At 62.1% G+C, this 12,639-nt stretch carries 13 protein-coding genes and 1 tRNA gene; 4 read left to right on the top strand and 10 right to left on the bottom strand.

Annotated elements, in window-relative coordinates; translation table 11 throughout:
* Positions 1–447: 447 nt before the first annotated feature.
* Together FPJ27_RS08525 and FPJ27_RS08520 are read left to right on the top strand one after the other, a co-directional pair.
* Entirely contained in the window at positions 448–1,281 is an 834-nt protein-coding gene (locus FPJ27_RS08525) for a PRC-barrel domain-containing protein (RefSeq protein WP_204423115.1), read from the top strand.
* Between the two features lie 86 nt (positions 1,282–1,367).
* Positions 1,368–1,577 (top strand): hypothetical protein, encoded by a 210-nt coding sequence (locus tag FPJ27_RS08520; protein ID WP_204422589.1) that lies wholly within the window; start codon positions 1,368–1,370, stop codon positions 1,575–1,577.
* Between the two features lie 75 nt (positions 1,578–1,652).
* Here FPJ27_RS08520 and FPJ27_RS08515 read toward each other — a convergent pair.
* The 6 genes from FPJ27_RS08515 to FPJ27_RS08490 form a co-directional block, all read right to left on the bottom strand.
* Positions 1,653–1,728: transfer RNA gene (locus FPJ27_RS08515), tRNA-Ile, on the bottom strand.
* 129 nt (positions 1,729–1,857) lie between these two features.
* The gene (gene rpoD / locus FPJ27_RS08510; protein WP_072439428.1) at positions 1,858–4,275 is read right to left on the bottom strand and encodes an RNA polymerase sigma factor RpoD; all 2,418 of its coding nucleotides are present in this window, start codon (positions 4,273–4,275) and stop codon (positions 1,858–1,860) included.
* Between the two features lie 88 nt (positions 4,276–4,363).
* The gene (dnaG, locus tag FPJ27_RS08505; protein WP_204422588.1) at positions 4,364–6,244 is read right to left on the bottom strand and encodes a DNA primase; all 1,881 of its coding nucleotides are present in this window, start codon (positions 6,242–6,244) and stop codon (positions 4,364–4,366) included.
* A 72-nt stretch (positions 6,245–6,316) separates the two neighbouring features.
* Positions 6,317–6,763: a GatB/YqeY domain-containing protein gene (locus FPJ27_RS08500; RefSeq protein WP_006479409.1), complete on the bottom strand. Its 447-nt coding sequence runs from the start codon at positions 6,761–6,763 to the stop codon at positions 6,317–6,319.
* 192 nt (positions 6,764–6,955) lie between these two features.
* A complete protein-coding gene (rpsU, locus tag FPJ27_RS08495) occupies positions 6,956–7,168 on the bottom strand; it encodes a 30S ribosomal protein S21 (protein ID WP_006479415.1) in 213 nt (70 codons plus the stop codon).
* Positions 7,169–7,274: 106 nt separating this feature from the next.
* Entirely contained in the window at positions 7,275–8,450 is a 1,176-nt protein-coding gene (locus FPJ27_RS08490; protein WP_204423113.1) for an NAD(P)/FAD-dependent oxidoreductase, read from the bottom strand.
* A 142-nt stretch (positions 8,451–8,592) separates the two neighbouring features.
* Here FPJ27_RS08490 and FPJ27_RS08485 point away from each other — a divergent pair, with 142 nt between their 5' ends.
* Both FPJ27_RS08485 and FPJ27_RS08480 read left to right on the top strand, forming a co-directional pair.
* A complete protein-coding gene (locus FPJ27_RS08485) occupies positions 8,593–10,086 on the top strand; it encodes a site-specific integrase (RefSeq protein WP_204422587.1) in 1,494 nt (497 codons plus the stop codon).
* A gap of 75 nt (positions 10,087–10,161) precedes the next feature.
* A complete protein-coding gene (locus FPJ27_RS08480; RefSeq protein WP_204422586.1) occupies positions 10,162–10,698 on the top strand; it encodes a lysozyme in 537 nt (178 codons plus the stop codon).
* Here the strand turns inward: FPJ27_RS08480 and FPJ27_RS08475 are convergent.
* The 4 genes from FPJ27_RS08475 to FPJ27_RS08460 form a co-directional block, all read right to left on the bottom strand.
* Positions 10,695–10,874: a hypothetical protein gene (locus tag FPJ27_RS08475; protein ID WP_343300470.1), complete on the bottom strand. Its 180-nt coding sequence runs from the start codon at positions 10,872–10,874 to the stop codon at positions 10,695–10,697. The two genes, FPJ27_RS08480 and FPJ27_RS08475, sit on opposite strands and share 4 nt — an antisense overlap.
* A 103-nt stretch (positions 10,875–10,977) precedes the next feature.
* On the bottom strand, positions 10,978–11,187 hold the full coding sequence (locus FPJ27_RS08470) for a hypothetical protein (protein ID WP_175036791.1): 210 nt from the start codon (positions 11,185–11,187) through the stop codon (positions 10,978–10,980).
* 96 nt (positions 11,188–11,283) lie between these two features.
* A complete protein-coding gene (locus FPJ27_RS08465; RefSeq protein ID WP_204422584.1) occupies positions 11,284–11,949 on the bottom strand; it encodes an SOS response-associated peptidase family protein in 666 nt (221 codons plus the stop codon).
* Between the two features lie 12 nt (positions 11,950–11,961).
* Positions 11,962–12,318, bottom strand: coding sequence for a hypothetical protein (locus tag FPJ27_RS08460; protein ID WP_204422583.1), 357 nt, complete (start codon positions 12,316–12,318; stop codon positions 11,962–11,964).
* Positions 12,319–12,639 lie beyond the last annotated feature (321 nt).

The following is a 12,639-nucleotide window of genomic DNA, read 5'->3' as shown; positions in this document are numbered from 1 at the left end:
TTTCCCGGTGGTGGTGTTCCGAAGATGCGCGACATGCCGCCGACGCAGTGTTCGCGGTAGCGCCACGCCCGCAGGCAGCGCGATGCTCAAGTTGCCGAAGCCTGTGCGGACGACGCCCCGGACGGCGCGTAATCGGATGAAGACCAAGCGTCCGGCACCGCACAGACATGCGGCGCGAATAGCCGCCTGATCCGCGTCGATCCGACAGCCCCATGTCCGATCCGGCACACGCTTTGTACGCTTTCGTACCGCGTCGGCAGTCCGTTGCCAGTATCGTGAAAGCATGCCGGAATCCGTCACGACGAAATATCAGACTGTGGCACCACGAGCATGAACGGGATCGGTACGAATCGCTCGGCATCCACGGGCGAGCGACTGGACGCCACCGCACGGCACGCGGTTCAGCCGGATCATCGACATGCCGCGCATCGATCTGACGAGAACATCATGCTACGAAGCATCAAGGAATTGCACGGAAGCGCGGTCCGCGCGAAGGACGGCGACATCGGACACGTCATTCAAGCCTACTTCGACGACGACAACTGGTGCATCCGCTACCTCGTCGTCAAGACGGGCGACTGGCTGCAGGAGAGGCGGGTGCTCATCTCGCCCTACTCCGTCAAGCACACCGACTCCCGATCCAGCACGCTGCATGTCGACCTGACGCGCCATCAAGTAGGAGACAGCCCGAATCTGGACACACGCAAGCCGCTATCCCGTCAACACGAGGTCGAATACCTGCGGTACTACCATTACCCGCCCTACTGGGGTGGCCCGAACCTGTGGGGCATGGGCGCATACCCTGCGTTCCATTCTGCCGCCCTGTCGCAAGATTTCGAGGCTGGAAGTCCGCTGCCCACTCGCGCAACGCCGGCCGACGCGGGGGCCGACGCGCCCGCAGACACACCGACGGATACGCATCTGCGCGGCACCGGCCGGGTCAAGGATTATCGGCTCGAAACCACGGCCGGACGCATCGGCCGCGTGTCCGACTTCATCTATGACGATGAAGCCTGGGTGATCCGCTATCTCGCAATCAGTACGCGGAACTGGTGGTTGACCAACAAGGCAGTCCTGATCGCGACGCACTGGCTCGACCGGGTGGACTGGGCCAGGGAAACGGTATCAACCGCGCTCAACCGCGACTCGATTCGCCAGTGCCCCGAATACGACGATTCGCAGCCCGTCTATCGAAGCGACGAGATTGTGCTGCATCAGTTCTACGGCAAGCACGGCTACTGGTTGAATGCCGAATCGTCCACGGCCCGCGGTACGCTTTGATGCCGCGGCCTCTGACTGCGTGAAACCCTGAGACGCTCACGCTTGTCCGTTCTGAACGCTTTATCAGTTCGTACCGGAGAAGATCCATGTCTGCTTTCATGCCCGTGATCTCAGCCACGCAATTCATCGAACTGGTCAATCAGCGTCTGCCCTCGCATCACGTGTTCAAGGCCGGGATGCGCGTGTTTCTCGTGAGGCCGGCATCCGCCGACGCCGATGCGACCGAGTTCGACTACCGCGACGATGAGTACTTCTTCCTAAAGAGCCGCGTCGCCTTCCCCGGAATTTCGCGTTGAACCAATAAAAAACCCGCGAAGCCTTGCGGCTATCGCGGGTTTGCGGCAATCCATGGAACACCGTGGAAGCGAATCTGGTGGGCCCGGCGGGGTTCGAACCCGCGACCAATCGATTATGAGTCGACTGCTCTAACCGCTGAGCTACAAGCCCTGATGAGATACGACGCGTGCTACACGCAGCCCCGGCAAGGAAGCCGGGCCGGCATTGTAACAACAAAGGAGACGAACGCCACCGGCATCACGCAGATGCCGGCGGCGTTCGCAGGAGAAACGCTGGAAATCAGTTCCCTTCGAGGAACGACTTCAGCTTGTCGGAACGGCTCGGGTGACGCAGCTTGCGCAGCGCCTTGGCCTCGATCTGACGGATCCGCTCGCGCGTGACGTCGAACTGCTTGCCGACTTCCTCGAGCGTGTGGTCCGTGCTCATCTCGATGCCGAAGCGCATCCGCAGCACCTTCGCCTCGCGCGGCGTCAGCGAATCGAGCACGTCCTTCACGACGTCCCGCATGCTTGCATGCAGCGCGGCATCCGCCGGCGCGACCGTGTTGGTGTCCTCGATGAAGTCGCCGAGATGGGAATCGTCGTCGTCACCGATCGGCGTTTCCATCGAGATCGGCTCCTTCGCGATCTTCATGATCTTGCGGATCTTGTCTTCCGGCATTTCCATCTTCTCGGCGAGCGTTGCCGGATCCGGCTCGAGACCGGTTTCCTGCAGGATCTGCCGCGAGATGCGGTTCATCTTGTTGATCGTCTCGATCATGTGAACCGGAATACGGATCGTGCGCGCCTGGTCCGCGATCGAACGCGTGATGGCCTGACGGATCCACCACGTCGCATAGGTCGAGAACTTGTAGCCGCGGCGGTATTCGAACTTGTCCACCGCCTTCATCAGGCCGATGTTGCCTTCCTGGATCAGGTCGAGGAACTGCAGGCCGCGGTTCGTGTACTTCTTCGCGATCGAGATCACGAGACGCAGGTTGGCCTCGGTCATTTCGCGCTTCGCCTGGCGTGCCTTCAGTTCGCCGGCCGCCATCTGGCGGTTGGTTTCCTTCAGGTCCTTCAGCGGCAGCACGACGCGCGCCTGCAGGTCGAGCAGGCGCTGCTGCTGTTCGCGGATCGCCGGAACGTTACGCGACAGTACCGCGCTGTACGAATGGCCTTCGGCCATGATCTTCTCGGCCCAGTCGAGGTCGGTTTCGTTGCCCGGGAAGCGCGCGATGAATTCCGAACGCGGCATGCCGCACTTGTCGACGACGATGTGCAAGATCTGGCGCTCGACCTGACGCACTTCGTCCACCTGAGCACGCAGCGTGTCGCACAGGCGTTCGACGGTACGCGCGGTGAAGCGGATCGTCATCAGTTCGGTCTGGATCGTTTCCTGCGCCTTCAGGTAGGCCTTCGACTTGTAGCCTTCCTTCTCGAACGCGCGGCGCATCTTGTCGAACCACTCGCTGATCTGCGAGAACTTCTCGAGCGAGGCACGCTTGAGGGCTTCGAGCTGGGCGGCGTTGGCCGATGCCTGTGCGGCACCGTCATCCTCCTCCTCTTCCTCTTCTTCCTCTTCCTCTTCGGCTTCCTCGTCCTCGTTCTCGATGGCTTCCGCTTCCTTCGCGGAGAAGCCGTCCGTATCGGCGGAGTCCGAAGCATTCGGATCGAGCAGGCCGTCGACGAGCTCGTCGACGCGGATCTCTTCGTTCGCGACGCGCTCGGCCATCGCGAGGATGTCGGCGATCGTCGTCGGGCACGCGGAAATCGCCATCACCATGTGGCGCAGGCCGTCCTCGATCCGCTTCGCGATCTCGATTTCGCCTTCGCGCGTGAGCAGCTCGACCGTGCCCATTTCGCGCATGTACATCCGGACCGGATCGGTCGTGCGGCCGAATTCCGAATCGACGGTGGACAGCGCGACTTCCGCCTCCTCTTCGACTTCATCGTCCGACGACGCGGCCGGCGCGTTGTCGTTCAGGAGCAGCGTTTCCGCGTCCGGCGCCTGCTCGTAGACCGCCACGCCCATGTCGTTGAACGTGCCGATGATGCCTTCGAGGGCTTCGGTCTCGGTGAAGTTGTCCGGCAGGTGATCGTTGATTTCGGCGTACGTAAGGAAGCCGCGCTCCTTGCCGAGCTTGATCAGCGCGCGCAGCTTCACGCGGCGCTCTTCGAGCTCCTCGGCCGTGCCCGGCGTGCTCGTCGCGAACGCTTCCTTCAGCAGCGCCTTTTCCTTGGCACGACGATCGCGCACCTTGGATTTGCCCGGTGCAGCCGCGGCTGCGGGCTGCTCGTCGCTCTGATTTGCGTCGTCATCGACGGATACTTCGTTCAGCTTTTTGGTCATGGAGTTCGCCGTACCGGCTATATCGACTCGCGGCTGCTGGACGACAGCCGGTTGAACCGTGGGTGCATGAGTAGTACGTACTGCCGTTTCGTCCGCGGCGGCAGTCGTGTCCCTTGCGCTTTTCGCACTTGCCCGCTTCGCTGCCGGCTTGGCCGGCCCGGAGTCGGGTCTGGCGGCAGCCCGTGTTCTGGCTGCCGGTGCCGGCGCAGCCTGAGCGGTGCCGGCCGCGGTTTTCTTTCCCGCAGGGGCTGACGATGCTGAAGACGTTGTCCTGGTGGAAGAAGCAGACTTGGCCGCTGTGACCTTCTTGGTCGGCTCCGTCGAGCCCTTGCCTGTTGCTTTCTTTCCGCCTGTCGTCTTTGCCATCGCGATTCTCGCCTCTGCTTGGAAAACAAACCGCTGGAAACCTTATATTATAGCACGCTGGGGAACCCTCTCTAAGCGCCCCGGCCGCCTACAGCCCGAGCCGACGCTTCATGTCGGTTCGCTGCTGGTTCAATTCCGTCAATTCGGCCAATTCCTCGGGTGTGAAGGTGGATTGCCGCGCCAGCCGATCGAGCCGGTCGCAGCAGGCGTCATAGCGCATCTTGAGCACCGCCGCCTGCAACTCCTCCCCCGCGATCCGTTCCTGTTCGCGCTGCCGCTCAGGCACCGTCTCGTCTTCCGGATTCTGTAACAGCAAATCGCGGACGTTTTCATCATAGTCCAGAATTTCGCGGAAGATTTCCTCGTAAGTCGCCCCGTTCGAGGACGTCCTCAGGACATCCGACAGCAGCCGGAACTCCGCGCCGTCGCCCAGCGCACGCGCATGATCGACGACTTCGGCGAACAGCTCGCCGATGCGCGGCAACGCGCGCAGGGTCGCAATCTGTTCGTCGTCGAGCTGCGATGCGATACGCGGATGCATCACCAGCGTGCGCAACGCACGCTTTTCGCTGTCCGTCACGCGGCGCCGCTCGCTGCGCGCGGGCGCCTGGCGCGGCGGCGCTGCGATCCGCGCGTCGACGTCGGACAAACCCGCGACCTCTTCGAACGGGATATCGAGGCGGTCCGCGAACATGTGCATGATCTGCGCGCGCAACGCGTTCGCGGGCAGTGCCTGCAGCAGCGGCTTCGCGTCGAACAGCGCCTTCGCGCGGCCTTCCGGCTGATCGAGCGCCTTGCCGGCAATTGCTTCGTTGAGCAGAAATTGCGACAGCGGCATCGCGCGCTCGACCTGTTCGGAAAACGCATCCGCGCCGAACTCGCGCACATAGCTGTCCGGATCATGCTCGGCCGGCAGAAAAAGGAACCGGATCGTGCGGTTGTCCGCCGCATGCGGCAGGCACGCCTCGAGCGCGCGCCGGGCCGCACGCCGCCCGGCCGAGTCGCCGTCGAAACTGAAAATGACCGTGTCGGTCTGACGCAGCAACTTCTGCACGTGAATCGGCGTGCACGCGGTGCCGAGCGTCGCGACCGCGTTCGGAAAACCCAGTTGCGCGAGCGCGACGACGTCCATGTAGCCTTCGACGACCAGCACGTACTTGCGCTCGCGAATCGCGAGCCGCGCCTCGAACAGCCCGTACAGCTCGCTGCCCTTGTTGAACAGCGGCGTTTCGGGCGAGTTCAGGTATTTCGGCTCGCCGCTGCCGAGCACGCGGCCGCCGAAGCCGATGACCTGCCCCTTCACGTTGCGGATCGGGAACATGATCCGCTCACGGAACCGGTCGTAGCGGCGCGCGACGCCCTGCGCATCGGTTTTCTCGCTGACGATCACGAGCCCCGACTCGACGAGCGACTCGTCGCGATAGTCGGGGAACGCGGTTTCGAGGTTCTGCCAGCCGTCCGGCGCATAACCGAGACCGAAGCGCGCGGCGATCTCGCCGGTCAGGCCCCGGTTCTTCAGGTACTGGATCGCGACGGTCGCGCCGCGCAACTGCTTGCGGTAGTAATCGCACGCGGCAGTCATCGCATCGGACAGCGCGGTCGCGACGGATTTCGACACCGGCGCCGGATAATCGCCGCCCCCGCCTCCTCCGCCTCCTCCGCCGCCGCGCATCGACGGCTCGTGCGGCACGGTCAGCCCGACGGACTGCGCGAGCTCCTGCACGGCTTCCGGGAACGTGAGCCCCGCATGCTCCATCAGAAAGCCGATCGCCGTACCGTGCGCGCCGCAGCCGAAGCAGTGATAGAACTGCTTGGTCGGGCTGACGGTAAACGACGGGCTCTTCTCGTTATGGAACGGGCACAGCCCCATGAAGTTGGCGCCGCCCTTCTTGAGCTGCACGTACCGCCCCACCACGTCGACGATATCGACGCGGTTCAGCAAGTCCTGCAGGAACGAATGCGGAATCACCGTGGGATCGAGCGAAAAAAGACCATACGAGACGCCCGGCGCACGCAACGCCGCGCGCGCCGGGAACGGGTTTTACTTCGTGAGCGCGGCCTTGACCTGCGCGGAAACGGCCGTCATGTCGGCACGGCCGGCGAGCTTGCCCTTCAGCACGCCCATCACCTTGCCCATGTCCTGCGGGCCGGCTGCGCCGGTTTGCGCGACCGCCGCCTGGACTTCGGCCGCCACTTCGGCATCCGACAGTTGCGCGGGCATGTAGCCGCCCAGCACGGTCAACTCGGCCTGCTCCTTCGCGACGAGGTCGTCGCGGCCGGCGGCCTGGAACTGGCTGATCGAATCCTTGCGCTGCTTGATCATCTTGTCGATCACGGCCGTGATGCCCGCGTCGTCGAGCGTGACCCGATCATCGACCTCGCGCTGCTTGATCGCGGCCATCAGCAGGCGAATCGTCGCCAGGCGCTCGCTTTCCTTCGCGCGCATCGCGGCCTTCATGTCTTCGCTGATCTGCTCTTTCAAACTCATCTTTCACCCGGGATGGAAACGTGAATCCGACGCCCGCGAACGGGCGTCAACACAAAAACCCGCTTGGGACAGTGTCTCAAGCGGGTTGCTCGAATCCGGCATCGGCGACTCGCCGCCTGATCGGCTGCGCGATCACCCGATCGCACGGAGTCGCCGGTGCGCCGCTCAGCGAACCGCGCGGCGCCCAATCGTTCAGTACAGCTTCTTCGGCAGCGTCTGGCTGCGGATACGCTTGTAATGACGCTTCACCGCAGCAGCCTTCTTGCGCTTGCGCTCCGCGGTCGGCTTCTCGTAAAACTCGCGCGCACGAAGTTCGGTCAACAGACCGTTCTTCTCGATCGTGCGCTTGAAGCGACGCATTGCAACTTCGAACGGCTCGTTCTCTTTAACGCGAATGATCGTCATGATCCGACACGAATAAAGGTTTGCAGGGAAAGACTACCGAGTATAGCAGAGCGATTGTTCAAAGGCACGGGGCCTGGTCCCGCTAAAACGGGGCTTGCCCGGCCCGTCAGGCGCCGCGCGCATACTCCGCCGCGGCCTGCCCGGCCGCCGTGCCGGACGCCCACGCCCACTGGAAGTTGTAGCCGCCGAGCCAGCCCGTCACGTCCACGGCCTCGCCGACGAAGAACAGCCCCGGCACGCGCGCGCTCATCATCGTCGCCGACGACAGCTCCCGCGTATCGATCCCGCCCTTCGTCACCTCGGCCTTCTTGTAGCCTTCGGTGCCGTTCGGCGTCAGCGTCCAGCCGGCGAGCGCGTCGCCGATCTGGCGCAGCGTCTTGTCGGGCAGGTCCGCAAGCCGTGCGTCGGCCGCGACGCGATGCGTGTCGAGCCATGCGTGCGCGAGGCGCGACGGCACCCAGTCCGCCAGCAGCGAACCGATCTGGCGCTTCGACGTGCGCTTCGCGTCGAGCAGGTCGGCCACCGTGTCGCGCTGCGGCAGCAGGTCGACGCGAATCGGGTCGCCGGGTTGCCAATAGCTCGAGATCTGCAGGATGCCGGGCCCCGACAGGCCGCGATGGGTCAGCAGCAGGTCCTCGACGAATTCGCCGCCGCGCTTCTTGTCGCCGGTCGATACGCGCACTTCGAGCGACACGCCGGAGAGCGCCGCGAACGGCTCCCAGTCGTGCTGCGCGAACGTGAGCGGCACGAGCGCGGGCCGCGTATCGATGAGCTTGTGGCCGAACTGCTTCGCGAGCCGGTAGCCGAAGTCGGTCGCGCCGATCTTCGGGATCGACAGGCCGCCCGTCGCGACAATCAGTGCGCGCGCACCGATCGGCCCGGCCTGCTGCGTGTCGAGCGTGAAGCCGTCGGCCGGCGCGTGGCGCACCGCGTCGACGATGACGGGCCGGCGCCACGCGATGCCGCCTGCGTCGCATTCGTGCTTCAGCACGTCGATGATCGTGTCGCTGCCGTGGTCGCAAAAGAGCTGGCCCTTGTGCTTTTCGTGCCAGGTCACATGATGGCGCCTGAGCAGCCCGAGGAAGTCGCGCGGCGTATAGCGCGCCAGCGCCGAACGCGCGAAATGCGGATTCGCCGACAGGTAGTTGTCGGGGCCTGCGTACAGGTTCGTGAAGTTGCAGCGGCCGCCGCCCGAGATGCGGATTTTCTCGGCGAGCCGCGGTGCGTGATCGATCAGCACGACGCGGCGGCCGAGCTGCCCGGCGACCGCGGCGCTCATCATCCCGGCGGCGCCCGCGCCGATCACGGCGATGTCAAAAGTTTCTTGGGACACAATTAAAACGCCCGTTGTACAATGGAGCCCCGCCACATAAGGCTCTGGCGGGGATAACTAGTACACATGCACGGTACACACGGGGTTGCGTATGAGCGCACATTTGCACAAGGTTGGGACGCGATATTACTACCGTCGTCGGGTTCCCCTCGATCTTGTCGAACATATGGGGAAAAAGGTAATCAAGTTTGCGTTAGGCGTGGATAGCAGAGCAAAGGCAACAGAACTGTGCAACGTGCATGACCTTGCGTACGCAGTCATGTTTGCTGACCATCGCCGCGCAATCGAGAACAGGACATACCCGAAATACTGGGATGGGCTACCGATAGAACAGCTTGAGGCACAGGAAGAGGAGGACCGCGACGCGTGGTTTTTCGAACATGAGGAAGCCATGTTTGAGCGGATGGTTATGTACCGCTCCGCGCGTGTGGTCGAACACTGCGCACATACCCACCTGTTGAGCAACTCCGAACTTGCCAAGTACGAAGCAGAAGCCGACCGCGCTACACACCAAGCGTCGAACGCTATCGGCAAGGCTCGGGCATCCTCCGCCGTGGCTGTTGCAGCTACCCAGCCCCGCGAAGCCGGTCACGACATGGACGCGCTGTTTGCGGAGTGGGAGAAAGCGCGCTCCCCAGCCCCCAAAACTATCGCATCACACCTGCGCGTGATTGGTCGATTTACCAAGTACGTCGGTAATCTGGATGCAGCGTTAGTCACTAAAGCGCACATCGTCCAGTTTAAAGACAAACTCACCGACGCAGGCTTTTCTACGAACGTTGTGCAAACGTGCATCACGCAACTTGGCTCCATGTTCTCTGTAGCAGTTAGCCGCGCGTGGCGAGAGGATAACCCGTGTGCAGGGGTCCGCGTAGACGTAAAGATACGCCGCGCGCGTAAGTCGGCCCGCCCGTCCTTCGACGTTCCAACGCTGAACCGGATTTTCTCCGGGCCTGCATATGTGGGAGAACGTCCCGCATGGTCAGGGGTTGGCGCGTCCCCTGCTACGTACTGGCTACCCCTTCTAGGGCTGTACACGGGCGCGCGCGTCGAAGAACTCAGCCAACTTCACCCCGAAGATGTCTACGAGGAAACGTACATTGGCGGTGATGGGAAGCGGCGATCTTGCTGGGTCTTAAGGCTGACTCACAACGAAGAACGTCAACAAGGCGTAAAGACTGCTGGGTCAGTTCGCAGAATTCCCCTGCACCGCGAAATGGTAACGCGGGGATTCATTGAGTTCGTAGCCTCCCGCAGAGACAAGCCGCGCGTGTTCTACGAGATGAAGGCGGACAAGTTTGGCGTGGAATCTGGCGTGTGGTCGCTGTGGTGGATTCGGGAGTACCTGCGCAAGTATTGCAGCCCGAGCGACCCGAAAATGGTGTTCCACAGCTTCCGCCACACATTTAAGGATGTGTGCCGGGACCACGGGATCACGAAGGAGATTGCAGACGCGCTGCAAGGCCACAGCGACGGCGATGCGTCTAGCAACTACGGCGGCGAGTTCTACCCGCTGCGGCCACTTGTGGAGGCGATGGAGAAGTATGAGGTTCACGGCGTGACGCTGCCACCGATCACGAAATAGCGGTAGCAGCCTAAGCACTCCGGCCCGCGAGCAGTTAGCGCGGGTTTTTCTTTTGTCTTTTTACTAAGGAATCCTATGCCACAAATCAACAGGGCCGTCGTTGCCCGTGTAGCAGGTGCCGCCGCTGTGGCCGCCGCGCTTTTTACCGCCCAGTTCGAAGGGCATTCGAACAAAGTCTACCTTGACCCGGTAGGCATTCCGACAGTGTGCGATGGTCACGCACGCACTGGCCCGGACGGAAAGCCGCTCAGGCTCGGTCAGGCGTACTCGGACGACGTGTGTAGCTATTTGCTGGGGAAGGACATCAGCGAGGCTGATAGAGCCGTACAGAGGCTTGTTAAGGTGCCTCTGTCGGAAGGGGAACGGATCGCCTATACGGACTTCGCATTCAATGCAGGAGCAGCCAACCTTGCGGCTAGTACGCTCCTCAAGAAAGTCAACGCTGGGGATCGTGCGGGGGCATGCCACGAACTGCCGCGATGGACCTGCGCGACAGTCGAGAAAGGCAAAGGGAATGTTACGGGGATGTGTGCGACGAGGGATCGCTCAAAGAAGCAACTCCCCGGACTCGTTAAGCGGCGCGAAGCAGCGATGCGCGCGTGTCTTGGCTAGTCCAAGGTCGCGCCGATGGCGCGCATCTTGTCGTACACGCGTTGTAGTTCTTCATCAGTAAGCGCAAGGCGGGCTGCCGCGTAGAACAAACGATCCTCGCCCATCACTCGCGGGGACTCTCCGCCCGTATACTTACGCCACTGTTGCCCGCCAGCAAGCGCGAACAGTTCGGCCATTTCCTCACTTGTCTTGTCTAGCGAGTCTTTGAGTTTTCTGAGGTCAGCGGCGGATGGTGGGGAATAGCGCATAGAGAAAGGCCCGCTTGCGCGGGCCGGTCGGTTAGTGAGGCAGGATTCTAGCGAGAGCGAGGGCCGTTCCGACGAAGGCCGTAGCCCAGATCACCGGGTACCACCGCGTCTCGCGTTGCAGCTTGGCTGCTTCCGCATTCATCTTGACGGTTTCCGCGTTCAACTTAGTAGCCTCAGCGGTCAGCTTTGCTGATTCCGTCATTAGTTTGGCAATCTCTGCCTCAACTTTGAGAATGTCCACGGTCTTATCCAATTCAGTCGTCCTCTAGGGGTTGTCGGGTTACGCGAGTGCGTCGCCCATGTCCATAATACTAGCCCCTTTTGGATCACCCTGCAATCACTTTTCGCCTTTCGGCGCTGCGTCCATCTCATCTGCTGGATACAACTGTAGCATTGAGCGAGCCGCCTCTATGTTCCTCGTGTGTAGCCACTCGTCATAGTCGTTCGGCCGCAGGATCACAACTGAGCGCTTCTCGTCGTTCGGCTTGTGCATGCGGGACATGAGGGGATGCCCGTCCGCATTGACGGTCAACATGGACATGCCAATCAGGGACCGCCCGTCCTGGTCCTCGTACCGCTTCCAGATACCCGCGACACAATACGGCTGCCAGCCTGCAAGGCCGATCCGCTGCCACACGTTCTTGCCGGTCTCGTAGCACGGCTCGTAAATCCACTGGGCCGGAATCAAACAGCGCTGTCCCTCCCGCCACGCCCGCGCATATAAGCGGGATTCCCCAACCGTCTCGGAGCGGGCGTTTACCGTGTCGAACTTCTTTTTCTTCTTCCCCGCGTCGTCCAAGCGATCCGGCTGCAAAAACTTCGGCCAGAAGCCAAACACGCTCTTGACGACTTCAATACCGTCTCTGGTGGCGCAGGCAATCGGCGCGGCGTAGTCCGGGTACACGTCCAAGTCCCAAGGGTCGCGGCGGTACAGGTCGCCAATGCCAATCTTAAGCTCGCTGATACCGGGGTCTTCGCCCGGTGCCTTGTAGTTCGTACACACTGTCCACGTCCTCTACTCGTTCGAGATGCCAGAGTCCGCCTCGTCGAAATCAGGGTCCGGAGGAAATGCAATCTGTTCCATCGGGATGACCGGCCCCCGCAGCCACTCGTCCAGCGCGGTACACACAACGTCATGGTAAATCTCGTCAAATCCGGAGCCTTCGGGCTGGCCCGGTGCGTCGGGAAACAAGCTTCGGCCTATCTCGACCTGATCCTCACAGAAGCCGTATTTCCCCATGACGACATCCTTGTTCAAGTCGTTGTAGCAACGGGCGTCGTAGGATAGGACGCTGATCGACATGAGATTGACGATCTCGTACTTGGCAGTCGCAATGCACATCTCGATGAACGCCCTTTGCACGGCTGTCATTGGTCGCGGCATATCCACCTCCTCAGTCACTCGGCCTACATCGCGCCCCGTTTCCAGGACTTGACCAGACCATAGTATCGCGGAATATACTGGATGTATGTACAGTATTTCGAGGTGAATCGTGGAACCGCTATGGGAGTACCGTTGGGAGTACGTTGACTCGTACTACGGCGTGATCGACTGCAAATTCTGGATGACAGATGGGGAGGCTGAACGCTGGCACGCGTTCGGGAAGGAAGGGACACGGCGTCTAGATGAGACGCGGAGGGATAGGCATTTGCAGCCGAAATCTACCGAGCAAGCGCTCTCCTACGCGTCGGC

This window comes from Burkholderia sp. MS455, assembly GCF_016899445.1.
Classification (GTDB): domain Bacteria; phylum Pseudomonadota; class Gammaproteobacteria; order Burkholderiales; family Burkholderiaceae; genus Burkholderia; species Burkholderia pyrrocinia_C.
The sequence above is the reverse complement of the archived record's forward strand: the minus strand, read 5'-3'. Positions and strand labels throughout refer to the sequence as shown.